The organism is Flagellimonas myxillae (genome assembly GCF_023502235.1).
GTDB classification, from domain to species: domain Bacteria; phylum Bacteroidota; class Bacteroidia; order Flavobacteriales; family Flavobacteriaceae; genus Flagellimonas; species Flagellimonas myxillae.
Genome location: NZ_JAMFLY010000001.1, coordinates 743,415 through 768,630, shown reverse-complemented (window position 1 = coordinate 768,630; position 25,216 = coordinate 743,415). Strand labels below are relative to the sequence as shown.

Genomic DNA, 25,216 nt, shown 5'->3' with positions numbered 1-25,216 from the left:
TCACAGAAAACTTTACTAAACTAATTCGATGAAAATGAAACATAAACTTCTTTTTGGACTAGTGGCATTTTTTGCCCTGAACTTGGGCATCGCCCAATCGGAATTTGACAAGTCCTCCATATCAATTGGGGTCATCGTGACCGACTTGGACGCTTCTTTGGATTTTTACACCAATATTATTGGAATGAAGAAAAGCAGGGAATTTAGTATTGATGAAGCTTTCGGGAAAAAATCCGGTTTATCCGGAGGAGCACCCTTCACCGTTAGGATATTAAAACTTGAAGAAGATGAATACGCCACCGAATTTAAGATTGTACATTTTGACAATGACAAGACACCAGGTGGAAACTACATTCAAGACGGCAACCGCATGCGATACATCACGCTCTTTTACAAAAACTTGGACGCCGTGATTCAAAGACTCAAAGCAAAGAACATTAAATTCCTAAGCGAAGAACCCACCCACATCGGAGATGGCAGACGTTTTGTTTTAGTACAAGATCCAGATGGGGTTTTTGTAGAATTGATAGGAAAATAACACCGCAATGAAAAAGGGTTTTACGCTAATTGGCGCGTTGTTCTGTATCGCTTCACTTTGTTCGCAAACAGACACCCGTCTTTACACTATTATAAATGCTGTCTCTGCGGAGCGCATCGAAAAAGATATAACCACACTTGCCAATTTTGGCACACGCCATACCTTGAGTGATACGGTATCGCAAACTCGGGGAATTGGAGCTGCCCGGAGATGGATAAAATCAGAATTTGAAAACACCTCCAAGGCCTGCAATGGGTGTTTGGATGTTTTTTATCAGAAGGATTTAGTAAAAAAAGGTGAAGGTTCTCGTATTGTAAAAGATGTTTGGGTGGTCAACGTAGTGGCTGTTCAGCGGGGAACCAAGTACCCCAATCGCTTTATCATTATGAGTGGGGATATAGATTCCCGGGTCAGCGACCCCAATAACTTTACATCGGATTCGCCTGGTGCCAATGATAATGCCAGCGGAATGGCTGGTGCCTTGGAAGCTGCGCGGGTGCTGTCCAAGTATCAATTCGAAAACAGTATCATTTACGTTGGGCTTTCCGGGGAGGAACAAGGGCTGTTTGGAGGCAAGGGCTTGGCGGCCCATGCAAAGCGTGAAGGCTGGGAAATCATCGGAATTTTGAACAACGACATGATTGGTAACATTACTGGAGTTGACGGCGTGGTCAGCAACAGGGATTTCAGGATTTTTTCCGAACCTGTACCGCCAACGGAAACAGAAGAACAACGTAGGGCCCGTCGTTTTTACGGTGGCGAGGTGGATGGCATTTCCCGACAGCTGGCACGTTATGTCCATAAAACGACCCAAACTTATATGCCCGAAATGAATCCCATCATGGTTTATCGGCTGGACCGGTTTGGTCGCGGTGGGCATCACAGACCTTTTAACGATGCAGGCTATGCGGGAATCCGAATTATGGAGGCCCATGAGAACTATACCCAACAACACCAAGATATTCGGGTTGAAAATGGTATCGCCTACGGCGATGTATTGGAGCATGTCAACTTTGATTACGCCAAAAAACTGACCGCTGTAAATGCCATTAATTTAGCCTCCATTGCCTGGGCGCCACCCGCGCCAAAAATCGTGGAGATTGGAGGAATTGTGGAACCTTCCGCCAAACTTAAATGGAGCAAGGTAGATGGAGCTGTCGGCTATAAAATATATTGGAGGGATACCACTTCCCCCACTTGGGACCATCATCAATATGTGGGTGATGTATCTGAATTTACCCTGGATGGCATTGTTATTGACAATTTCTTTTTTGGAGTTGCGGCCATTGGTAAAAATGGTCATGAAAGCCAGGTGGTCTTTCCCAATAAAGTTTTTAGATAGTAGCCATTCCTAAACAGTAGTATAACAAATACAAAAAAATGAAGCATTACCTTGTTTTAGGCCTTATGTTGGGGGTTTTCACTAGCTCCCTTGGTCAGCATTTTACCAAGCTGGACACCCTTAGAGGAAGTATAACCCCCGAACGTGAATGGTGGGACCTTACTTATTACGACCTCAACCTTCAAGTGAAACCACAAGAGGAATTTATTTCTGGGTACAATGTGATCCAATATAAAGTCCTGAAGGCTTCAGATATCATTCAAATTGATCTCCAGGAGCCCCTAAAAATTGATGCTGTTTCTCAAGATGGGCAACCCTTGGAGGTGAGCTCCATTGGACCTGCCCATTTTATCAAGCTTAAAAAAAGGCAGATTCCCGGTTCGATCAATAAACTAAAAGTGGAATACTCCGGTAAACCTAGAAAAGCCATAAGGGCGCCTTGGGATGGTGGCTTTTCGTGGGAAAGGGACAACAACGGGAACCCCTTTGCGGCGACTTCTTGCCAAGGATTGGGCGCCAGTATTTGGTGGCCCAATAAAGATCATATGTACGACGAGGTGGACAGCATGAGAATCAGCGTGGATGTTCCCAAAAACCTAATGAATGTCTCCAATGGCCGTTTGGTTTCGACCAAGGAAAATGAAACTTCAACAAACTTTACATGGTTTGTTTCCAACCCCATCAACAACTACTGTGTAAACGTGAACATTGGCGACTATGTGCATTTTGGGGAGAAGTTTGAAGGTGAGAAGGGAGCACTGGATGTGGACTATTATGTACTTAGGGACAATTTGGTAAAGGCGCGGGAGCAATTCAAGCAAACAGGGATGATGCTGAAAGCCTTCGAGCATTGGTTTGGCCCCTACCCTTTTTATGAGGATAGTTTTAAATTGGTGGAAGTTCCTTATTTGGGCATGGAACATCAAAGTTCTGTGACCTATGGAAATCATTACCAAAATGGATATCTCGGCAGAGATTTATCCGGTTCGGGATGGGGTTTAAAATTCGATTTTATTATTATACATGAGGGCGGACACGAATGGTTCGCTAATAATATTACCTACAAGGACATTGCGGACATGTGGATTCATGAAGCCTTTACAGCCTATTCCGAAAATCTATATTTAGATTATCATTTTGGCAAAAAAGCTTCGGCCGAATATGTAATCGGCACAAGAATGAACATCCGTAACGACAAACCAATCATTGGCCCGTACGATGTAAACCAACGAGGTTCAGGGGATATGTACTATAAAGGAGCCAATATGCTGCACACGCTAAGACAACTGCTTGAAGACGATGAGCTGTGGAGGCAGATTTTGAGGGGCCTGAACGAAGAATTCTATCATCAAACGGTCACAACCCAACAAATAGAGAATTACATCAGCGAAAAAACCAAAATAGACCTCACGGCCTTCTTTAACCAATACCTTCGCACGACCATGATTCCGAAATTGGAGTACAAACGGGAAGGTTCCCAATTAACCTTTAGGTACGTGGATATTGTAACGGATTTTGATATGCCTATTCGGGTTTTTGTAGAGGGCAAGGAGCAGTGGATTTATCCAAAATCTGAGTGGAAATCCGAAACCTTAGCTGGTGATAATCTTGTTTTTGATGAGAACTTCTATGTCAATCACGAGCCTATTCAACCTTAAGACAACTGTTTTAGATGATGCGCTTCCTTGCTTTTAGTGTAATGCTGCTGTCCCTTGTTGCAGGTTGTCAAGAAAAGTCCAAGGAACGGATTGTTGATATGGTCATCGGCGATGCCCAAGTGATTCATTTGGAGACCGGGGAGATTAAGAATCAGGATGTTTATTTAGCAGACGGTAGAATCACGGCCATTTTGGACAAGGGGACCAAAACCGATTTCAAGGCGACTTCTGAGTTCAATGCCCATGGAAAGTATTTGCTGCCTGGGTTTTGGGATAACCATATCCATCTTAGGGGCGGGGATTCCCTGGTCAAGAACAACAAAAACTTCCTAAAACTTTTTATCGCCAATGGGATTACTTCGGTACGTGATGCCGGAGGGGACCTGACCCCTTCCGTTTTATCATGGAAAAAAGAAATCACATCAGGAAATTTAATTGGTCCGACCCTATTCACATCGGGCCCCAAAATTGATGGACCCAATGCGACTTGGGCGGGCTCTTTGGCTGTGGAAAAGGAAAGGGACATTAAAACAGCACTGGACTCCCTTGAAAAACTTCCGGTTGATTTTGTAAAACTGTACGATAGCCGTATTTCTGGAGAAAACTATTTAAAAATTCTTTTCGAAGCTGAAAAACGAAACTTGATAACTTCAGGCCACATGCCTTTTTCTGTGACCGTGGAAGAAACTGTGAATGCTGGCATGGATGCCATAGAGCATCTCTATTTTGTTTTAAAGGGATGTGCCTCCAATGAAGCAGAAATAACCCAAAAAATTAAAGAAAAGGAATTTGGTTTTTGGCAGGCTATACCCTCACTTTTAGAACACTATTCCGATAGTACGGCACAAACTACTTTTAAAAAGCTAAAGGATAACAATGTCTTTGTCGTTCCTACGCTTCATATTGGCAAAACCCTTAGCTATCTGGACGAGATAGATCACAGTAAGGATGCCTACCTAGACTATATGGGCAATGGTGTAATCAAAACCTATCAAGGTCGTATTGATCGGGCCATGAATGCCACGGAAGAAAATCGGGAAGAAAGAAAAGCGTTGGATGCCTTTTTCGGGAAACTGGCAAAATCGCTTAACGATGCTGGTGTGAAATTATTGGCGGGTTCGGACAGTGGGGCCTATAATTCGTATACCTATCCTGGCATCTCCCTGCACCAGGAGCTCGAACTTATGGTGGAAAATGGAATTTCTCCCTTGGATGCCTTGAAAACCTCCGCCTACAACGGAGCCAAGTTTTTGCATCAAGAAAGCGATTATGGGACAGTCCAGGAGGGGAAAGTAGCCGATTTGGTTTTGTTGGAAGGAAATCCACTTGAAGATATCCGCGTAACCCGAAAGATTTTTGCCGTATGTAAAGGAGGCAGTTTGTTCGAAAAATCAGCACTTAAACAGTTATTGGAGAAATCCAGAATTGATTAAACCACCATGAAAGATTTAGAGGAGCATTATTTTAAAAACGATATTGAATGGCGAAAGTGGCTGCACGATAACCATAGTAATTCCAAGGGCATCCATCTTATTCTTTACAAAGTAGACCATCCCATGGAAAGCATGCGATGGGAAGAAGCCGTTCGGGTAGCTCTTTGTTATGGTTGGATAGACAGCACAGTTAAAAGTCTTGGAGATGGTAAAAGACGGCAATACTTCTGCCCCAGAAAACCCAAAAGTGTATGGAGCAAGGTGAACAAGGACCACATCAATGATCTAATGGCCAAAAACTTGATGCACGAAAGCGGGTTGGAGTCCATTCAAATAGCCAAGACCAATGGGTCCTGGGTCGCTTTGGACGCTGTGGAAAACGGAGTGGTCCCTCCCGACTTGCAAAAGGCCTTTAACCGAAATAAAAAGGCTTTTTCCAATTTTCAGGGTTTTTCCCGGTCACAAAAAAAGAGTTACCTCTACTGGTTAAATCAAGCTAAACGGGAAGAAACACGGCAAAAAAGAATTGCAGAAATCGTGGATGGCTGTAATAAGAACATTAAATCCAGAGGAGGTTGGCAGGTTTAGGTTCTGCCGTACATCCTATGGTAAATCACTGCAGCAACACCGCCAACAAAAGAAAACGCCGTTAACATCCAGAACACATTTTGGTGGCCTAATTCCTCACCCTTATGGGCATCCAATAGCATCCCAAAGGCAGGACTGGCAAAGATATCCGGAGTATATCCTACCAAGGAAATCAGACCCACCGCTGTTCCTGTAAGCATCAATGGTATTTTTCCTTTTTTCATTACCCCAAAATAAAGCGCCCGTGCCGCATACACCCCTGCAGCCACAATAACCACGGAAACAAAAAACAAGGCCGTGGTCGAGGGATCAATGATTCCCGAGCCAAACAGGATACCGCCCAAAATACAGGCTCCAAAACTATACACCAACCAAAGTGTTATTCGGAAACGATCCACCAAGAGTCCAACCAAAATTCCTGTGGTGGGTCTTAAAAACTGGAAAAAGGTACCGGTTTGGGCAGCTTTTACCTCATCGTACAACATCACCTCATTGGCATATTGCGAAATGACATCCGTAATCTTGTACCCCACATAAGCACAAAGAATGATGATCATCAACAGCCATACCGAGGGAATCCGCAGTACTTGCCCAATTTCCTTTTTGGAAATACGTTCTACCAAGATTTTACTTTCATCCATCCCCGATTTCATAAACAACCATACCAGTAATCCTACCAAACCGATGATTATGCACGAGGTATACACCACGTACTGAAAGGCTTCCCTGCGTTTTTCTAGCGAGCTAGCATCCACTTCTTCGCCCAGAAAAAAAGAAAATATCAGAACCCCCATCAATCCAAAGAGCGCACCTACCAGTCCACGGCCCCCATCCAACATCCCAAAGGCCCTTCCCTGGGAAGTATCGCCACCCCATACCCGGGTTGCCTTGATCATCGGGGCCCAAAACAAAAAGATGGTGGTAAATCCCCAGAATCCATATAGGACCCGCAATTGTTCAAAACTGGGGTAGGTTACAAAGAACACACCTCCTAAAGCAGTCATCCAAAGTGCGATGGCGATTAGTTTTCGCGGTGGAAATTTATCGGCTAAGGGCCCTCCAAATGGATAGGAAATCAATGCTATAATTCCGTACAAGGAAGTACAAAGCCCCCAAGTGTAATTATCCAGTTCAAATACATCAAGGACGGTACTTCGAAAAATTCGGGGCAATACAAAAGGAAGAATAAATACGGCTTCCCCGGCCAAAATCAACAGAGCAAGATAATACCAAGGGGATTTTTTTTCCATGCCCGCTAAAAATACACAAAATTAAATCGCCGAAATCCCTTAACACCTTTTTAAGAAATGCACTAAGCCTTTTTGGTATCTTTAGCTGACTAATTGAACCTATAATGAAATACTTCTACCTTGCCCTGATGTTGCTTGCATCAGTATTCCTGCCTGCCCAAGAAAAAGATAAAAAAGAGGATCCCAAATGGGATGTGTCCAACCCCAAAGGGGATTTCAATTACGAAGACCATCAATTTACCACCAACGAAGGTACCTGGATGAATCTGGATGTAAGTCCAGACGGCTCCCAGATTGTTTTTGATTTGTTGGGCGACATTTATTCAATGCCTATTTCTGGCGGAAAGGCTAAGGCATTAAGAACAGGAATTCCTTTTGAGATTCAACCACGATTTAGCCCTGATGGTTCCAAAATTTCCTTTACGAGTGATGCCGGTGGCGGGGACAATATTTGGGTGATGGATGCAGATGGTTCCAATGCCAAACAGATTACCAAGGAAAAGTTTAGGTTGCTGAATAATTCCTATTGGATGCCCAATGGCCATTATCTAGTGGCCCGAAAGCACTTTACCTCGCAACGTTCCCTAGGTGCTGGTGAAATTTGGCAATACCACATCACCGGTGGGTCGGGTTTACAGCTGACCAAACGGAAAAATGATCAGCAGGATGTAAACGAACCCTGTGTTTCCAGAGATGGCAAGTACCTATACTACAGCGAAGATGTGTATCCTGGAGGTTTTTTCCAATACAACAAGGATCCCAATAAGCAGATTTATGTTATAAAACGGTACGATTTTGAAACGGGTAAAACCATTACCGTAACCGGGGGTCCCGGTGGAGCCGCCAGGCCACAAGTGTCCCCAGATGGGAAATTGCTTGCCTTTGTAAAACGTGTCCGCACCAAAAGTGTATTGTTTCTTCACGATCTGGAAACTGGGGAGGAATGGCCTATTCTGGATTCCTTGAACAAAGATCAACAGGAAGCCTGGGCCATTTTTGGGGTATACCCCAACTTTAGCTGGTTGCCCAATAACAAAGAGCTGGTTTTTTGGAACAAGGGCAAAATCCATAAAATCAATATTGAGAGCCAAGAGGTAACCAACATCCCATTTACAGTAGATGCCAACATCAAGATTGCAGAAACGCTCCGGGTAGATTCACAAGTGGCTCCAGACCAATTTACGGCAAAGGTGATTCGCCATACGGTTACCTCTCCGGATGAAAAAACCTTGGTTTTCAACGCACTTGGCCATTTATGGACCAAGAAGCTACCCAATGGCAAACCCAAACGGTTGACCAAGGGCACTGATTTTGAGTTTGAACCCGCTTTTTCTCCAGACGGAAAAACCGTCACCTATGTCACATGGAATGATGAAAATCTAGGGGCATTATACAAGATTTCTGCCTCCGGGGGAACACCCATAAAGCTTAGTTCGGAAAAGGGAATTTACCGCACGCCATCGTTCAGTCAGGATGGCAATAGGATTACCTACCGGAAGGAGCCTGGGAACAATGATCAAGGGAGAAGCTTTGCCAAAAAAACAGGCGTGTACACGATCAATGCGAATGGTTCCAACCCAAAATGGGTGGTTAATGAGGGGGAATACCCCATTTTCAGTAAAGATGGGAAACGTATTTTCTACCAATCGGGCGGAATGTTCTTTGGAAGTCTTACCAAGGAACTAAAATCTGTGGACTTAAGCGGGCAAGACAAAAAAACACATGTAAAATCCAAATACGCCAACCGTCTGGTACCGAGTCCGGACAACAAGTGGATTGCCTTTACCAATCTTCATAAAGCCTATGTTGCACCCTTGGTGCTCAATGGAAAGGAAATCGATTTGGACAACAACTCCAAGTCAGTACCTGTTTCCCAAATCTCCAAGGACGCGGGAATCAATCTACATTGGTCAAAGGATAGCAAAAAAGTCTTTTGGACCCTTGGGGACGAATATTTTGCCAATGAGATCAAGGATCGATATACGTTTTTACCAGGTTCTCCTGAAAAAGCAGCAAAGATGGACAGCATCGGAACCAAAATCGGTTTGGTTTCCAAAACCCATAAACCTTCGGGTAGAATCGCATTTACCAATGCGCGAATCTTGACCATGGAAGGCGATGAAGTCATTGAAAATGGGACCATCGTTATCAACGAGAATAAAATTGAATATTTGGGCAAATCCGATGAAATTAACGTGCCCTCAAATGCCAAGGTCTTTGATGTTTCAGGAAAAACCATCATGCCCGGCATTGTGGATGCCCATGCCCATATAGGTGGTTTCCGCTATGGATTAACAACACAAAAGCATTGGCAATTGTATGCTAATTTGGCTTTTGGAGTGACCACTTCCCACGATCCTTCGGCAAATACAGAATCCATCTTCGCCATGTCCGAATTAATAAAAAATGGAAACATGGTAGGGCCTCGACTGTATTCCACAGGTATTATCCTGTATGGTGCAGATGGGGATTTTAAGGCCGTTATCAACAATTTGGATGATGCGCGTTCCGCCATTCGTAGAACCAAGGCCTTTGGTGCCAAATCTGTGAAGAGTTATAACCAACCCAGAAGGGACCAACGCCAACAAGTGATGCAGGCCGCTAGGGAATTGGGAATTAATGTGGTACCCGAAGGAGGTTCTACTTTCTACCACAACATGTCCATGATCATGGATGGCCACACGGGAATTGAGCACAACATTCCAGTGGCACCTGTTTATAAGGATGTGGTTGAACTTTGGAAAACCAGTGGTTCGGGCTATACTCCTACTCTTGTGGTCAACTATGGGGGAATCAATGGTGAGTACTATTTCTATCAGAAAGACAAGATATGGGAGAATGAAAGGCTGCTCAAATATACCCCAAGGGGCCTAGTAGATTCCCGATCAAGATATAGAACCATGATTCCGGATGAAGAATATGAAAACGGGCATATTCTTGTATCAAAAACGGCAACGGCCCTGACCAATGAGGGCGTAAAGGTTAATCTGGGTGCCCACGGACAATTGCAAGGTCTTGGAGCACATTGGGAACTCTGGTTGCTACATCAAGGTGGGTTGACCAATATGCAGGCATTGCAGGCGGCAACCATTAACGGGGCACGATACATTGGCGCAGGAAACGATATTGGCTCTTTAAAAGTCGGCAAACTTGCGGATTTGATCGTGCTGGACAAAAATCCCTTGGAGGATATCCGGAATACGGAAACCGTGAAATATACTATGGTCAACGGTCGGCTTTTTGACACGGCGACCATGGATGAAATCGGGAATACCGAGCAAAGTCGAAGCCAGTTTTGGTGGGAAAACAACAAGTACAATGCTGCTTTCCCCTGGCATGAAGAAGCCCAAAGCTTTACGCGTCCGGGCTGTGGCTGCCATATAGGGCACAACTAATCGCCCTTTCAACTTGTAGGGCAAAAACAAATTACGATGAAAAAAATAGCACTGCTCTCAGTCATGATTGCTCTAACGGCATGCAATCAAGCCCAGGAAATAGCAATTACCGGCGATCTTTTACTTAGTGATGTCAATGTGATCGACGTTCGGGAAGGAACCGTTTTGGCCCATCAAAATATTGTGATTGATTCTGGGAAAATAAAACATATTCTTGCAGCCGAACAGGACCCCAAAAACTTTGACCAACAAATTGATGGAGCGGGAAAGTTTGTCATTCCTGGGCTAGCGGAAATGCATGCCCACATCCCCCCACCCTCCACTTCTCAAGAACGGCTGGAGGAAACCTTGTTTCTATACCTTTCCAATGGTGTCACTACCATTCGGGGCATGTTAGGAGCATCGAGTCATTTGGAATTGCGGGAACAGGTAAAAAAAGGAGAGATTTTGGGACCTCGGATTTTTACCTCTAGTCCTTCCCTGAATGGCAATTCGGTTACTTCAGAAGAAGAGGCCATTACAAAGGTCACCGCGTATCAGAAAGACGGATACGACTTTCTGAAAATACATCCGGGTATTCAACGAAATGTCTTTGATGCCCTGGTCAAAACAGCTGATGAAGTGGGTATTTCCTTTGCTGGCCATGTACCCGTTGATGTTGGAATTAGGCATGCACTGGAGAGCAATTTCGCCTCTATTGACCATATTGATGGTTTTTTGGAAGGATTGGTACCTGCTTCAGAAAATGTTGAGCCTACGGCCAACGGATTCTTCGGATACAATTTTACCCCTATGGCAGATGCTTCCCTCATTGATGATTTGGTTGCACTTTCCAAGGAACATCAGGTTTGGATTGTTCCCACCCAAAGTCTTTTTGAACGATGGTTTGCCCCTATTTCCGCGGAAACCCTTTTGGCGCAACCTGAAATGAAGTACATGCCAGTGTCAACTCTGGAAAACTGGGAGAGGGTCAAGCTGAACTCCACAGGCCCGGATTCCGGGTTTGATGCAGCCCAATGGGAAGATTTTATTGCAATCCGCAGGCAATTGCTCAAGGCTTTGCAGGACAAGGGACAGGGAATCTTATTGGGTTCCGATGCACCCCAGCTTTTCAACGTTCCCGGGTTTTCAATCCATCACGAGATCGAGGGTATGGAACGTGCGGGCATGACCCCTTTGGAAATCCTTCAATCGGGCACAATCAATCCGGCCAAATTCTTTGACATGGAGGACGATTTTGGTGAGGTTAAGGAAGGTTTGGCCGCAGACCTTATACTTTTAGAGGCCAATCCATTGGAGGACCTTAAATCCCTAAAAAAAATTAATGGAGTATTCGTACAAGGAAAATGGTTATCCAAAGAACAAATAGTCCTTAAACTTGAGAAAATTGCCGAGAACGCCTTGAAAAACTAGGGCGCATTCATACAAATCAACCTGAACACACGTGTTAACTTTCAAAAAATGATCAAAAAATTACTATTCCTATTGATGCTAATCGCATCCCCGTTTGTTATTGCCCAAGAATTTTCAATGGACTTGGTACAGGATATGAAACCAAGAAATATAGGTCCAGCAGGAATGAGCGGGCGGGTAACGGCCATTGATGTGGTCCATGCCAATCCCGACATCATGTATGTGGGCACCGCATCCGGTGGACTCTGGAAATCCACTTCAGGAGGAATCAAATGGAAACCCATTTTCGACAAGGAGGTTACCGGCTCCATAGGGGCGGTTGCCATCCAACAGTCCAACCCTTCCGTAATTTGGGCAGGTACCGGGGAAGGAAATCCGCGAAACAGCCTTAACGGTGGATATGGCATTTTCAAATCCTTGGATGGAGGAAAGACATGGACGGCTATGGGACTTGAAAAAACAAGACACATCCATAGAATTATCATTGACCCCACGAATCCTGATATTGTTTATGTTGGTGCCATTGGCTCTCCTTGGGGGGTACATCCCGAACGCGGCGTGTACAAAACCACGGATGGAGGAAAAACTTGGAGCAAAATCTTATACGTGAACAACAAGACAGGAGTTGCGGACATGGTTATGGACCCCTCCAACCCCAATAAGCTGATAGTTGCCATGTGGGAGCACAAGCGGGATCCCTGGTTCTTTAAGTCTGGTGGGGAAGGAAGCGGACTTTATACCACCCACGATGGGGGTGCAAACTGGAAAAAAGTATCGGATGAGGATGGACTCCCCAAAGGTGATTTGGGAAGAATTGGAATAGCCATCGCCAAAAACAAGCCCAATGTGGCGTACGCCCTGGTGGAAGCCAAGAAAAATGCACTATATAAATCCGAGGATGGCGGTTCCAAATGGAAAAAAATCAACGATAAGAACGATATCGGCAATCGTCCGTTCTACTATTCGGAAATCTATGTAGATCCTGGGAACGAGAACAGGGTATATTCTATTTTCACTTATGTGAACGTTTCGGAAGATGGTGGAAAAAACTTCAAGCAGTTAATGCCCGCTTACCAGGTGGACAATGGGGTACATCCGGACCACCACGCTTGGTGGATCCATCCTGAAAATGGCCAATTTATGATCGATGGGAACGATGGAGGGATGAATATCACCAAAGATGGGGGAAAAACCTGGCGTTTTGTGGGTAACCTACCTCTAGCCCAGTTCTATCATATTAGTGTGGACAATGAATATCCGTACAATGTATATGGGGGAATGCAGGATAATGGCTCCTGGAGAGGGCCTGCCTATACCTGGCGCCATCAAGGGATACGAAACGACTATTGGCAGGAAATCGCCTTTGGGGACGGATTTGATGTAGTTCCCGATTTGGATGACAACCAGTTTGGCTATGCCATGAGTCAGCAGGGCTTTGTTTCCCGATACGATTGGAAAACAGGGAACAACTACATTGTTCGTCCAACTCCGCCAGATGCCACAACAAAACTTCGATTTAACTGGAACGCTGGAATCGGGCAAGACCCTTTTGACAATAGTACCGTTTACTTCGGAAGTCAGTTCGTCCATAAATCCACGAACAAGGGATTGACCTGGGAAGTTATTTCCCCAGACTTGACCACTAATGATAAAGAAAAACAAAAACAAAGCGAGAGTGGCGGACTTACCATGGATGCCACCGGGGCCGAAAACTATTGTACCATCATCGTCATAGAACCTTCACCTGTAGAGCAAAATATGCTTTGGGTCGGGACCGACGACGGTCGTGTGCATGTAACCCAGAATGGGGGTGGAACCTGGACTGAGGTGACCCAAAATATTAAGGGACTGCCAAGAGGTAGCTGGATTCCACAGATAAAAGCCTCCAAAACCAAGCAGGGCGAAGCCCTTTTGGTCGCCAATGATTATAGACGATTTAACTACTCGCCCTATGTCTATCGAACCAAGGATTATGGAAAAACATGGACCCGTATTGTGGACGGCAGTGATGTGGAAAGTTATGCCCTTGCCATAGTGGAGGACCCAGAAAATCCGAATTTGCTGTTTTTAGGGACTGACGATGGTCTATATCTATCCTTCAATGCGGGTGGAAAATGGCAAAAATGGACAGAGGGATATCCTACCGTTTCAACCAAGGATTTGGTTATCCATCCCAGGGAGCAGGATTTGGTCATTGGAACTTTCGGGAGGGCTGCTTGGGTGCTTGATGATATACGCCCTCTAAGAGCTGTGGCCAACAATTCAACTGTTCTAAACAAGGAAATAAGCTTATTTAAAAGCCCTGATGCCTATTTAGCGGCATACCAACAAGCCACTGGAAGTCGTTTTGGTGGCGACGCTATTTACAATGGGGAAAACCGTAAACGGGGAGCCATGTTGACCTATTATCTTAAAGAAGGAAAGAAACCGGAAGTAAAACAGGATAAAAAGGAGGAGGATGAAGCCAAATCCGAAACGGATACACAAGATGAAAAGTCCAAAAAAGATTCTGTTTTTATCAAAATTTATGACGGGGATAGATTGATCAGGACCCTTTCCCACAAAACTCCCAAAAAGGCCGGATTTCATAGGGTTTATTGGGGGCTGGATGAAAAAGGACCGGATACGCCTGCACGGAAAATCAGTAAGAGCAAAAGAGAAAATGGAGGCATTTCGGTGAAACCAGGAACCTATACGATAAAAATCCATTATGGAACCAACATGGATTCTACCCAGGTAACGGTAAAAACAGACCCCCGATTAAACACCTCCCTTGCAGCTATCAACGAAGTGTATGAAATGGGGAAAAAGCTTGAAACTTATACCCAAACCTCGGCCGATGCGGTTAAGCAATTGGTGCAGAGCAAGAATTTGGTCAAGAAGTTTGAAAAAGAAATGAAGGAACTGGACAAGGAAAAATACAAGGATCAGATCAAGGCCTCCGGGGATATTGCAAAGCAAATTGATACTATTGTCGCTCTTTATCTTGGAAAAGAGGATAAAAGACAAGGAATCACCCGCAACCCGGAAATAACGGTGATGCAGCGTATAAACACAGCCTCTTTTTATGTGGGAACACGAAAAAACGGTATTACAGAAACCGAAAAACAATTGGTTCAATTTGCTGCCGATGAGCTCAGTTCGGCATTGGAAAAAACGAATTCCTTTTTCACAAATGATTGGAAACCTTATCAGAAATCCATAGAAGCCTTAAATTTGTCCCCTTTTAAGGAAACTCAAATTTTTGAACTAGAATAAAATAAGATGATAAAGAGAATTGCACTAGGCATTTTAATGCTTGGGCTTACGGTCCAATTAAACGCCCAAAACAATGGTGAGAATGAGTTGGGAGCTTGGTACATGTATTTTGGCACCAACAAAATAGCTGATAGGTTTAGCATCCATACCGAGGCCCAATTCCGATTCTATGAAGCCGCTTCCAATTTTAACCAAATGTTGCTACGTACGGGGCTCAATTATCATATTTCCAAGGAGGCCATCGCTACCATGGGTTACGGATATATCACCACAGATGGTACTTTTGAGGAGTTTCCCAACGAAACCAACAGCAAGGAGCATCGTATTTTCCAACAGTTCATTTTGAAAAACAAAGTTTGGGAATTTCTCTTTGAACACCGTTATCGTTTGGAGCAAAGGTTCCTGGATTTTGGGAATCGCACAGATACCCAGCACAGAGGCCGGTATAGAATTCAAATGACCTTGCCTTTGACAGAGACATTCTTCCTTAATTTCTACGATGAACTGTTCATTAATTTACAAGATGACCTTTTTGGGCAAAACCGTTTGTACGGGGCGTTGGGAATCCACGTAACCGAAAACAGCAGCGTGCAGTTCGGTTATCTTAGAAATCAATTTGCCAATGCGGTCTATAATCGGGTACAGATAGGAATCTTCTATAATCCCGACTTAAGGAAGGTATTCAAGAAGAAAACGCCGAAGGATTGATGAGATAGGTCCATAGTTTTCGACTTGGATACTAGGATTAACTTAGTAGCAGTCAACTATGGCCCTTCAAAAAATTTCTTTTAAGAACTCGGATGGACACACTCTGGCTGGTCGCCTAGAGCTTCCGGTAGATCAACATCCCCACAATTTTGCAATTTTTGCGCATTGCTTTACCTGCAACAAAAACCTGTTGGCAGTAAAAAACATTGGTAAGGCACTTACCTCCCATGGTTTTGGTGTTTTGCGATTTGATTTTACCGGTCTGGGAGAAAGTGACGGGGATTTTGCGGACACCAATTTTTCCGGCAATGTGGAAGATTTGGTGGCGGCAGCCGAATACTTGAAAAGCAATTACGAGGCCCCAACCCTGATAATTGGGCATTCCCTAGGTGGTGCCGCATCCATTTTTGCCGCAGCTGAAATCCCAAGCATAAAAGCAGTGGCCACTATCGGTGCTCCTTCGAATCCTGTGCATGTAAAGCATTTGTTGCGAAGCGGAGTCGACGAAATCCTGGCTACAGGAAAGGCCGTGATCAATTTGAGCGGTAGGGATTTTACCATCAAAAAGCAATTTTTGGACGATTTGGAGACCAAATCACTTCCAGAAACCGCAAAAGCGCTTCGAAAGCCATTATTGATCCTGCATTCGCCGCAGGACGATACCGTGGGCGTAAACAATGCAGAAGAAATCTACAAGGCAGCGCATCATCCCAAAAGTTTTGTCTCCTTGGATGGAGCCGACCATTTGCTCAGTAAAAAAGAGGATTCCATGTATGTGGGCGAGGTCATAGCCGGATGGGCCAAGAGGTATGTGGGTAATTTGGATTTGGCCGGCGGAAAACTGAAAACCAAACATCAGGTTTTGGCCAGTCTTGATGGGGCGGATGGTTTTACTACCCAAATGAAAGTGGGAAATCACTACATGGTTGCCGATGAACCTACTAGTTATGGCGGAAACGATTTTGGCCCTTCACCCTATGAGTTGGTCTCCGCGGGACTGTCGGCCTGCACCGCCATGACCATCCAAATGTATGCCAAGCGCAAGGGGTGGCCTATTGACAATGTGGAAGTACACACTTCGTATAGCAAGACCCACGCCCAAGATTGTGAAAATTGTGAGGCGGACAATACCAAAATAGATACGTTCCACAGGGAAATTAAACTAACGGCCAATTTGGATGAAAAACAAAAAGCGAGAATCATGCAAATTGCGGATAAATGCCCTGTACACAAGACTTTGCACAGTGAAACACAGGTTATAAGTACCTTATTGGAATAGCCTTGTCCTAGTAGCGGCGCATGTGTAGGATATCAAAATAATCCAACTCCAGCTCAATGGCCTCCCGGTGTAACTTTCTTAGGGATCTTACATAATCAGCATACCCAATATCACCTTTATACAGGAGCTTTTTGAGACGATGATATCCCTTACAAAAAGATCGCCTCTTTTTGCAGTACATCAGAAAATCGATATAATGTGATGGTTGTTGCACCAACATAACTTCAATTTTTATGACGCCCATCGGGGGGTTGGGTCCTATATAAATAACGTCTTAAACAAAAGATCATTACTTTGATGGTGGACCTAGCCCAAATTTATATTTCAATCACATGACCAAATCTTGACCGGATTGATGTATTTTATATGCTCATTAGTACTAAATAATCATGAAGAGTCCCATTTTTGAGGCTACCCTACACGGAATGCACAGTTTTTCCGTTCCTGAAGAGATTTGCGCTCCCTTCGAGAAAAAAGGTCATAAAAGGGTCCGGGTACGGATTGTTTTTGAGGACCGGTCCGTTGCGTATAATGCCGCCCTTCAAAAAAGACAGGACCAGCGCTTTATCATGCTGAACAAGAAAAATCAACAAGCCCTTGGGATTTTCCCCAATGATTACTTTCAAGTACAGCTCTTTGAGGACAATTCCAAATACGGCGTTGAAATGCCGGAAGAATTCAATGCGGTGCTTACCAGTGACGGGGAAGCCCAGCAAATCTTTGAAGCGCTAACGGATGGAAAAAAGAGAGGAATCATCTATGCCATATCCCGTTATAAAACCTCCCAGACCCGAATAGACAAATCGCTAATAATTTGTGAGAATTTGAAAAGGGGAATCCGGGATACCAAGGAGCTTCTGAAACAATTTTAAATCAAATCAGAATAAAATAATCTGTAACTTAGGCCAAACCTAAAAACCCTTACGATGAAAAAAATACAACTAGTGACTATAGGACTTCTTGTGCTTGTGGCTTTCAGCTGTAAACAGGCCAAGAAGGAAGCAACTGAAAAAGAAGCTGTTCAAGCTTATAGCATAGTAGAAGATTCAACAAATATTCGTTTCACTGCTTATAAAACAACTGAAAAAAAACCAGTTGGGGGCACTTTCACCAAAGTGAATTATTCCTACACTTCTTCTGATACTCCATTGGAAACATTGAATGGACTTAATTTTTCCATTCCTGTGAGCAGTCTTTTCACAAACGATACTACAAATACAAGAGATCCCAAGATTTTACATTTCTTTTTTGGCGTAATGGACCAAACAGAATTCCTCAAAGGTTCCCTTGCCTTTGATGCAGACAAAAATTGTACGGCAACACTTAGTATGAATGGTGTGCCTGTCGAACTTCCCTTGGAATATGAAGTGGTTGGGGACACCCATTTTAATTTTTCCGGTACAATGGACCTAAAAAAGTGGAACGCCCTAGACGCCTTGGCATCGCTTAACAAAGCGTGTGAACAATTACACACAGGCCCAGATGGGGTTAGCAAGACTTGGGAGGATGTGGCCGTAAAAGCCTCCATTCTTCTGGAAAAAAGTAGCGACTAAACATCCACTATCCGGATTTTAGCATTCTCCATTAGACCTTACCACATCAACGGGTAGGAAACTTTACTTATTGCACTCTAGGAACTGGGGTTGTTACAAATATTAACTATATTTACGTAACCAGTTACATAAATATGGGGCAAGATTTTCTTCAGACCTTGGGGCACTTGGGATTTACGGCTCGAATCAAGCGCTTAAACGAAAGTATCGTTTCCAGTACCCTATCCCACTATGCCAACATCAGCATGAACATAGAACCAAATTGGCATGTTATCTTTTTGTTGTTGAAAGAGAAGGAATCGCTTACCGTAACCGAAATAGCCCAAATACTGGGTTTCTCCCACCCTGCGATGATCAAGATTACCCGAAAAATGCAGGATAGAGGTTATTTGGATATGGTAAAACATCCTTTGGATGGTCGCAAAACCCTGATCCAGCTCTCGGCCGATGGAAAAGAAGCCCTTCCTAGGTACGAAAAGGAATGGTATCGCATCAAGGAAGTACTGCAAGAGTTTGTGGACGATGATTTTCTAGGCAAATTGAATGACCTGGAGGACAAGCTGCATAAAAAGAGCTTTCACGAACGTTACCAATCCAAGTTCGCTAGCGACCAAGAAAACCAACCATTTACTATTCGCAATGCAGACCCATCCGAGTTTAAAGAGATCGGTCAGCTGATGGTTTTGGTGTATTCCGGATTGCAGGGATTCCCTAAAGCCGACGAACAACCGGAATATTATCAATCTTTGGCAAACATTGGGGATTTCACCAAAAACAAGGGAACGGAATTGTTGGCTGCAGTTACACCCAATGGAAAAATATTGGGCGGAGTCCTTTACTTCAGGGATTTGAAGCATTACGGCTCGGGAGGTGTTATCACGGAACAAAAAAACGCTTCTGGATTCCGTTTATTGGCGGTTGACCCATCGACTCGAGGCCTCGGCATTGGAAAAGCACTGAGCGTTGCGTGCATAGCCAAAGCAAGGGAACACGGACATTCTCAAATCCTGATCCACTCCACCGAATTTATGGCACCTGCCCAAAAGATGTACAAAAAGTTGGGTTTTCGTCGATATCCCAAATTGGATTTTGAATTAAATGGCCTCAAGGTCTATGGATTTCAGTTAAAACTGGAGTAACTTGGGGTTCAAACCAAAGTTTTGCCTCTCCATGAGTCATTTCCCAGAACACTCGAGTAAAGAACTTACCTCCCACTTTTTTAGAAGTGAATACGGAAAATTGGTCGCGGTCATCACACGGTATCTAGGAAACAACAATGTGCAAACGGCGGAAGACATTGTACAAGAAACGCTTCTGAAAGCTACTGAACATTGGGAAATCAAGGGAGTTCCAGAAAATCCAAAGGCCTGGTTATATACCACAGCAAAGAACCTATCCCTTAATATCCTGAAGCGTCAAAAGTACCAACGGGACTATGCATCCAGCATGCCTGACAAACAGCTAAGTGAGCAGGTAATTCCTTTTTCTGAAGAGCTGATTGCGGACAGTCAACTAAAAATGATGTTCGCTTGTTGCCATGAATCCATTCCAGAGAACTCCCAGATTGCCTTGGTCCTGAAAATTTTATCGGGCTTTAGCATTGGTGAGATTGCCGATGCCTTCTTTTCCAACAGGGAGACTATTAACAAACGTTTGGTTCGCGGCAGAAAGCAGCTTAGGCAATTAAATCTGGAGATTCACGATAAAGCTGTTCTAAACCAACGATTGGACGCCGTATTAAAAATCATCTATCTATTGTTCAACGAGGGATATCTCCCATCCAGTAAAAACCAAGTGATTCGCTTCGACCTGTGCCTAGAGGCTATCCGATTGGCCCAGCTCCTTGAACATAGTGACATCATTTCACAAAAAACAGAAGTTTACGCGCTTCTGTCCCTTATGTATTTTAACGTGTCCCGATTTCAATCCAGAGTTTCAGAGAAGGGCGAAATCATTGACCTAAAAGAACAAGATCGCACTTTATGGGACATGGAATCCATTCAAACGGGCTCCCAATACCTGCAGTTGGCAACGGAAAGTGCAGTGGTTTCAAAATATATTATTATGGCGACCATCTCCGCTAATCATTGTGTTTCCACTTCTTACCAAACCACCAATTGGATTCAAATTCTAACCCTGTATGATCAATTGTTGAAATTGGAAGCTTCCCCGATCATCCATCTGAATCGAGCCGTTGCACTTGCCGAAGTGGAAGGATATCAATCTGCGCTGGAAAGCCTTCAGCAATTAGGGGAGTCAACAGACATCAACAACTATTTCCTTTATTATTTTACCTTGGCCGAGCTTTACAAAAAGAACCGTCAACTGGGACGGGCACAGGAAGCCTATCATAAGGCATTGCAATTGGCCAATAATCCAAGGGACAAAGAACTACTGCAAAAAAAACTGGATTTTCTTGTCCCTGATTTGTAATCCCGATTGTCTTAGGGTCAAAATAAATCCAAAACAAAAAGATTATGAGAGAATTTCTATTGTTGATCAGGAGTGAAGAAGCGCCGAAGGCGGATTTGTCCCCTGAACAATTACAGCAACACATTGAAAAAGTAGGTGGTTATCTAAAACGACTAACAGAAGAAGGTAGAATGAAGTCGGCCCAACCCTTGGAGATGGAAGGAACCATATTGTCGTACAAAAACGGTCAAATTATTGACGGGCCATACAATGAGACCAAGGAAATCATTTCAGGATACTATCACCTATTAGCGGAAAATTTGGATGAAGCCATTGCCATTGCCAAGGAAGACCCTCGATTTGAGGAAGGCATCTGGCGCGTGGAAGTCAGGCCCATTAAACAGGTGGAAGGAATCAATTAAAAAAGAGAGCGGCTTGCTAACACAAGCCGCTCTCACCATCAAAATAAACCTAAAAACCAATACTGGTTCTTATAACTTCACCCCTACTCCAAAGCCAATTATCCAGGGGTTGATATCCACATCGGCGCCTACGGTGGCACCCAGAGCGGTGGTTGCATTTACGGTTGCATCCGTACTTAAAAAGAGTTTTTTTACATCCAGGTTCAAAAACCAGTTATCACTGATCATTACATCAAAACCTCCTTGTAGTGCATATCCCACGGCGGTATCATAATCCACATTATCCGCTACCGGTCCTTCGTCAACACCGTAAAATAGCGTCAGGTTCAGTCCTGCTCCCACGTAAGGAACAAAATCCCCTCCGGTAAAGTGATATTGCCCGGTCAAGGTTGGTGGAAGTAACCATACGTGTCCCAGGTCCAAATCCCCTGCGGCCGTACCTACAGCCTCCACATCGTGTTTGGTAGTGGCCAGTATAAGTTCCATGGACCAGTTTTCATCAAAAAAATAAGTGATGTCGAACTCAGGAACCACTGCTGTTGATATGGACGCGTCCCCTCCAATTGTTTCTATTTCCGCACTTTCATCGGGGGTAACCACAATTCCCCTTAACCGAAACTGCCACTTGCCTGTATCATCGTTACTGGCTGAATCTTGGGCCAAAACACCATTTACCATTGCTAGTAACATAACCAAAACAAAAAATACTCTTTTTCCCATGTTGTTGTGTTTAAAATTTCACCAAAACTACCTTGGGAATACTTCTAGGAATATGACCTTTATCATTGAACATGAAACTCCCAATAAAACCAAGGCTTAGGTAGGAAAAGTATTTTTCACACTACCAAAAATTGTTGGTAAACATAAATCGATGGGGTTTTAAGTATCATAATTTGCTTTATTTTGGTACGAAAATCTTAGCCTGATGAACCCTTCTGCTTCCGGATGGATCAATAAGTTTGGACATCTAGTCAAAAGTGAGCTGCCCCACTTTCCCGACTTTGAGAGCCTATACGAGGAACTCAAAAAAAACGGGTTTATTTATGGCATCCATTTAGGGATTTCCAACTTCATCCCTGTGCAGCATGAACTTACGGAAGATGAAATAGCCAAAATAAACCTACTTACCGCCCTATACTTTACGTTCAGGTTTGAAAAAGGGGAGACGGACTTTGAGGAATTTGTAAGCACTGTCTTCAACTACTATCAGTCCTTGGATGTGGGCAAAATCACCTTTCTGAACAAGATTCTAATCGGAAACCGGACCGAGAACCAACTGGAGAAGCTATTGGATTCCAGAATTTATTTAGGTGGAAATGCGTTTAACAGGGCATTAGGAAATAGCATCACCAACTCCCTGCTGTATGTTGATGTCCTGATCTTCAAAGTATACTTAAAAGGATATCCATCTATTATGGAACATGCCCAAAAATTGGAATATGCCACCATGAACATCGCTTTACAAACCTTGAATTCGAAGGGAGCGGACAAAAAGGAGGACAAATTGGTGCAACTTTTGGCTTCTTCCCTTACTTATGTGGATTTTGACCAAGCCAATTTTAGGGATGGGCAACAGGAACTTTTGGACGATAATTTTACCGAGGAAGAAAAGAATTATTTTCTGGATATGGCATGTTTGACCATTTGGGAAGACCAAGCTTTGAACCGTTCAGAATACGATTATATTTTTAGCTTGGCATCTCATCTAGGAAAGGTCAAAAACGACGTAAAATCGGCCTTGGATAGTGTGGTGATTTTTTTTGATAAAAACAGGGATAAAGTTTCTTATTTGAATGACAAAAATCTGGCCTCACAATTCTATGATGGGATGTCCAAAAATGTGAGTAAATTAATTTTGCGAAATAGCAAGCGGCTCAAAAAAGAGCTGACTGAAAGTAAAGAATTGGTAACCCTTTTATCCAAATCAACCGTCAAGGAATTAAGTGCCGAGGAAAAGAAAAAAGTACAAAACCAGCTCTTGGATATTTTCAAAAGCGTACCTTCGTTGGCGATATTTATGCTGCCTGGGGGAGCAGTACTTTTACCCATTTTCATCAAGCTGATACCAAAACTTCTTCCTTCTGCTTTTGATGACAACCGTATTGAAGAAAATTAGTGGAAAAAGGACTAAAAAAAGCACTATAAAGAAAACTTATAGTAGTTTTATACGTAGTATATAATTTTGTATTCCAGAATTTTACGGTCAACTATTCCAACCATAACTTAAAGTCCTTCACACGTTCCCTACTTACAATGATTTCTTGCTCATTATAGCGATTTAGTTTGATCTGAAGCCTAGAATTGGTATAGGAAATGATATCTTTGATGTGGTTTACGTTCACGTAAAACTTTCGGCTGACCCTAAAAAATAACTTGGGAGAAAGCTCATCTTCCAAATGTTCCAATGTGGTGTCCAACAAATAATTTCGACCTTCGGTGGTAGCGGCATAAGTTCCCTTGTTCTCACTATAAAAACATTCGACCTCATCCGCATTTATTATTTTAAGATGTTGCCCCACTTTCACCGTGAACCTTTTTTTGTATTCCCGTTCCAAGGGATTTCCCAACAGCTTTTTTATGTCGTCAAAATCCATCGAAATTTTTTGTTCACTGGGCATAAAATTCCGGTACTTTTTCACCGCACTTTCCAGCTCTTCTTCGTCTATTGGTTTTAACAAATAATCAATGCTATTTAGCTTAAAAGCTTGAAGGACATATTCATCGTAAGCGGTGGTAAAAATGATGGCACTTTTTACCTCGATGTCGTCGAAAATTTCAAAGGACAGACCATCCGACAATTGGATGTCCAGAAATATTAAATCGGGGTGTGGATTGTTCCGAAACCATTCGATGGACTCCTCAACGGAATGCAACATGGTAGAAACGCTAACATTTAGGTTGGATAGCAATCTGCTCAGTCTTCGTGCTGCCGGTTTTTCATCTTCAATTATGATTACGTTCATGTGATGTTAAATCTTGTGCGGTTAATTGGATTGAAAGTCTTGATCCTCCTTATCCATGAGTTCTTTAATTTTTCGTTGTTCCCATTTGGCAATAAGGGGCCGACCAAATAGTTGCAATCCTTGAACCAGCAAAATAATGACCCAACTAAGTGTTATGGTCCAAAATTGCCAGTGCAAATAGTTGACAAAGCCTATTTCGTGTATGCCGGTTTCCTCGATGATCAGCGCCATTGTATCTGCCTTTACTAGATACAAAATGATGTTGACCACGAGAAATATTGCAAGATGGGTATAAAACCTTCGGATTTTCCGTATCCTTTGCTGCGCTTTTTCCAGTCGAACTTGGGTTGGTTCCATTATCGGTATTTATCCATTTCCTTTTTATCCTTCTCAATGTACTTCTGAATCTGTCGTTCTTCCCAGTCCTTGCCAAAAAATAGAATAAACCCGAAAGTTTTACCCGCATGGATCAACAGCCCTACACCCCAGCCGAAAAAGGCGACAAAGTGTGGCCATTGCCAAAAGTTATCCGAATTCAGGTAGATGTTTACCAAAATGAAGGTGTTGATGACCACAAAAATCAAAAGGTGAATGTAAAAGCCCTTGATTTCCTCGATTTTCTTTTTGGCCCTATTGTATTTTTCTTGATCCAAGTGTTCCATGATCATGTCCATTTATTAGTGTTCTCATCCTCTTCCATTATCTCCTTTATTTTGCGTTCCTCCCAGCTTTTTCCAAAGAAAGGATTCAAGTTAAATGTCCTCAAAGCGTGGAAGAAAAGTCCAATCCCCCACCCAAATGCGGCCCATAAAAACCACATATACCTAAATTCATTGGTTAAATAATTGATTACTGCCAGCGCCGAGATAACGACTATATATGACCAAAGATTCCCGTAGAATTTTTTAAGCTCCTCTACACGCTCCTTGGCTCTTATATACTTACTTTCCTTAGTTGGATTTTCCATTTTAGTTGGTGTTAAGACAGGTATTTAAAGATACGGA

Annotated in this window: 23 protein-coding genes; 16 read left to right on the top strand and 7 right to left on the bottom strand. The window is 43.4% G+C overall.

Annotated elements, in window-relative coordinates; all coding sequences use genetic code 11:
• The first annotated feature begins 34 nt into the window (after nucleotides 1-34).
• The 5 genes from M3P07_RS03500 to M3P07_RS03480 are packed head-to-tail and all read left to right on the top strand — an operon-like array spanning nucleotide 35 to nucleotide 5,559.
• The gene (locus tag M3P07_RS03500) at nucleotides 35-538 is read left to right on the top strand and encodes a VOC family protein (protein WP_249968511.1); all 504 of its coding nucleotides are present in this window, start codon (nucleotides 35-37) and stop codon (nucleotides 536-538) included.
• A gap of 7 nt (nucleotides 539-545) precedes the next feature.
• Entirely contained in the window at nucleotides 546-1,880 is a 1,335-nt protein-coding gene (locus M3P07_RS03495; protein WP_249968510.1) for a M28 family peptidase, read from the top strand.
• Nucleotides 1,881-1,918: 38 nt separating this feature from the next.
• Nucleotides 1,919-3,538 (top strand): M1 family metallopeptidase, encoded by a 1,620-nt coding sequence (locus M3P07_RS03490; RefSeq protein ID WP_249968509.1) that lies wholly within the window; start codon nucleotides 1,919-1,921, stop codon nucleotides 3,536-3,538.
• Between the two features lie 14 nt (nucleotides 3,539-3,552).
• Nucleotides 3,553-4,971, top strand: coding sequence for an amidohydrolase family protein (locus M3P07_RS03485; protein WP_249968508.1), 1,419 nt, complete (start codon nucleotides 3,553-3,555; stop codon nucleotides 4,969-4,971).
• A 6-nt stretch (nucleotides 4,972-4,977) separates the two neighbouring features.
• The gene (locus M3P07_RS03480) at nucleotides 4,978-5,559 is read left to right on the top strand and encodes a YdeI/OmpD-associated family protein (protein WP_249968507.1); all 582 of its coding nucleotides are present in this window, start codon (nucleotides 4,978-4,980) and stop codon (nucleotides 5,557-5,559) included.
• On the opposite strand, the gene M3P07_RS03475 is transcribed toward M3P07_RS03480, so the two are convergent.
• Nucleotides 5,556-6,809 (bottom strand): MFS transporter, encoded by a 1,254-nt coding sequence (locus M3P07_RS03475; protein WP_249968506.1) that lies wholly within the window; start codon nucleotides 6,807-6,809, stop codon nucleotides 5,556-5,558. The two genes, M3P07_RS03480 and M3P07_RS03475, sit on opposite strands and share 4 nt — an antisense overlap.
• Before the next feature lie 104 nt (nucleotides 6,810-6,913).
• Here M3P07_RS03475 and M3P07_RS03470 point away from each other — a divergent pair, with 104 nt between their 5' ends.
• Genes M3P07_RS03470 through M3P07_RS03450 form a run of 5 tightly spaced genes read left to right on the top strand, consistent with a single transcriptional unit; the run spans nucleotide 6,914 to nucleotide 16,862 of the window.
• Nucleotides 6,914-10,204, top strand: a complete 3,291-nt coding sequence (locus M3P07_RS03470) for an amidohydrolase family protein (protein WP_249968505.1) — start codon at nucleotides 6,914-6,916, stop codon at nucleotides 10,202-10,204.
• Nucleotides 10,205-10,240: 36 nt separating this feature from the next.
• Nucleotides 10,241-11,617 (top strand): amidohydrolase family protein, encoded by a 1,377-nt coding sequence (locus M3P07_RS03465; protein ID WP_249968504.1) that lies wholly within the window; start codon nucleotides 10,241-10,243, stop codon nucleotides 11,615-11,617.
• A 51-nt stretch (nucleotides 11,618-11,668) separates the two neighbouring features.
• On the top strand, nucleotides 11,669-14,875 hold the full coding sequence (locus M3P07_RS03460) for a WD40/YVTN/BNR-like repeat-containing protein (protein ID WP_417952486.1): 3,207 nt from the start codon (nucleotides 11,669-11,671) through the stop codon (nucleotides 14,873-14,875).
• A 6-nt stretch (nucleotides 14,876-14,881) separates the two neighbouring features.
• On the top strand, nucleotides 14,882-15,583 hold the full coding sequence (locus M3P07_RS03455) for a DUF2490 domain-containing protein (RefSeq protein WP_249968502.1): 702 nt from the start codon (nucleotides 14,882-14,884) through the stop codon (nucleotides 15,581-15,583).
• Nucleotides 15,584-15,641: 58 nt separating this feature from the next.
• Nucleotides 15,642-16,862 (top strand): bifunctional alpha/beta hydrolase/OsmC family protein, encoded by a 1,221-nt coding sequence (locus tag M3P07_RS03450; RefSeq protein WP_249968501.1) that lies wholly within the window; start codon nucleotides 15,642-15,644, stop codon nucleotides 16,860-16,862.
• Nucleotides 16,863-16,869: 7 nt separating this feature from the next.
• Here M3P07_RS03450 and M3P07_RS03445 read toward each other — a convergent pair whose 3' ends face one another.
• Nucleotides 16,870-17,106, bottom strand: a complete 237-nt coding sequence (locus tag M3P07_RS03445; RefSeq protein ID WP_249968500.1) for a hypothetical protein — start codon at nucleotides 17,104-17,106, stop codon at nucleotides 16,870-16,872.
• Between the two features lie 145 nt (nucleotides 17,107-17,251).
• Between M3P07_RS03445 and M3P07_RS03440 the strand changes: the two genes are divergently transcribed.
• The 5 genes from M3P07_RS03440 to M3P07_RS03420 all read left to right on the top strand — a co-directional run bounded on the left by M3P07_RS03440 (nucleotide 17,252) and on the right by M3P07_RS03420 (nucleotide 21,249).
• A complete protein-coding gene (locus tag M3P07_RS03440) occupies nucleotides 17,252-17,734 on the top strand; it encodes a YdeI/OmpD-associated family protein (RefSeq protein ID WP_249968499.1) in 483 nt (160 codons plus the stop codon).
• Nucleotides 17,735-17,788: 54 nt separating this feature from the next.
• Entirely contained in the window at nucleotides 17,789-18,415 is a 627-nt protein-coding gene (locus M3P07_RS03435) for a YceI family protein (protein WP_249968498.1), read from the top strand.
• Between the two features lie 134 nt (nucleotides 18,416-18,549).
• Nucleotides 18,550-19,554 carry a bifunctional helix-turn-helix transcriptional regulator/GNAT family N-acetyltransferase gene (locus M3P07_RS03430; RefSeq protein ID WP_249968497.1) on the top strand — a complete coding sequence of 335 codons (1,005 nt, stop codon included), beginning with the start codon at nucleotides 18,550-18,552 and terminating at the stop codon, nucleotides 19,552-19,554.
• 31 nt (nucleotides 19,555-19,585) lie between these two features.
• Complete coding sequence (locus tag M3P07_RS03425) at nucleotides 19,586-20,848, top strand: RNA polymerase sigma factor (protein WP_249968496.1); 1,263 nt, start codon at nucleotides 19,586-19,588, stop codon at nucleotides 20,846-20,848.
• A gap of 44 nt (nucleotides 20,849-20,892) precedes the next feature.
• A complete protein-coding gene (locus M3P07_RS03420) occupies nucleotides 20,893-21,249 on the top strand; it encodes a YciI family protein (protein WP_249968495.1) in 357 nt (118 codons plus the stop codon).
• A 69-nt stretch (nucleotides 21,250-21,318) separates the two neighbouring features.
• Here the strand turns inward: M3P07_RS03420 and M3P07_RS03415 are convergent, their stop codons facing one another.
• Nucleotides 21,319-21,969 carry an OmpW/AlkL family protein gene (locus M3P07_RS03415; protein WP_249968494.1) on the bottom strand — a complete coding sequence of 217 codons (651 nt, stop codon included), beginning with the start codon at nucleotides 21,967-21,969 and terminating at the stop codon, nucleotides 21,319-21,321.
• Between the two features lie 205 nt (nucleotides 21,970-22,174).
• Here M3P07_RS03415 and M3P07_RS03410 point away from each other — a divergent pair, with 205 nt between their 5' ends.
• Entirely contained in the window at nucleotides 22,175-23,365 is a 1,191-nt protein-coding gene (locus M3P07_RS03410; RefSeq protein ID WP_249968493.1) for an LETM1-related biofilm-associated protein, read from the top strand.
• 91 nt (nucleotides 23,366-23,456) lie between these two features.
• On the opposite strand, the gene M3P07_RS03405 is transcribed toward M3P07_RS03410, so the two are convergent.
• Genes M3P07_RS03405 through M3P07_RS03390 form a run of 4 tightly spaced genes read right to left on the bottom strand, consistent with a single transcriptional unit; the run spans nucleotide 23,457 to nucleotide 25,179 of the window.
• Nucleotides 23,457-24,212, bottom strand: coding sequence for a LytR/AlgR family response regulator transcription factor (locus tag M3P07_RS03405; RefSeq protein ID WP_249968492.1), 756 nt, complete (start codon nucleotides 24,210-24,212; stop codon nucleotides 23,457-23,459).
• A 21-nt stretch (nucleotides 24,213-24,233) separates the two neighbouring features.
• The gene (locus M3P07_RS03400; RefSeq protein ID WP_249968491.1) at nucleotides 24,234-24,569 is read right to left on the bottom strand and encodes a 2TM domain-containing protein; all 336 of its coding nucleotides are present in this window, start codon (nucleotides 24,567-24,569) and stop codon (nucleotides 24,234-24,236) included.
• Nucleotides 24,569-24,880, bottom strand: coding sequence for a 2TM domain-containing protein (locus M3P07_RS03395; RefSeq protein ID WP_249968490.1), 312 nt, complete (start codon nucleotides 24,878-24,880; stop codon nucleotides 24,569-24,571). Before M3P07_RS03395 ends, M3P07_RS03400 begins: the two co-directional genes overlap by 1 nt.
• Nucleotides 24,877-25,179: a 2TM domain-containing protein gene (locus M3P07_RS03390; protein ID WP_249968489.1), complete on the bottom strand. Its 303-nt coding sequence runs from the start codon at nucleotides 25,177-25,179 to the stop codon at nucleotides 24,877-24,879. The genes M3P07_RS03395 and M3P07_RS03390 overlap by 4 nt, the downstream gene beginning before the upstream one ends.
• Nucleotides 25,180-25,216: the final 37 nt, after the last annotated feature.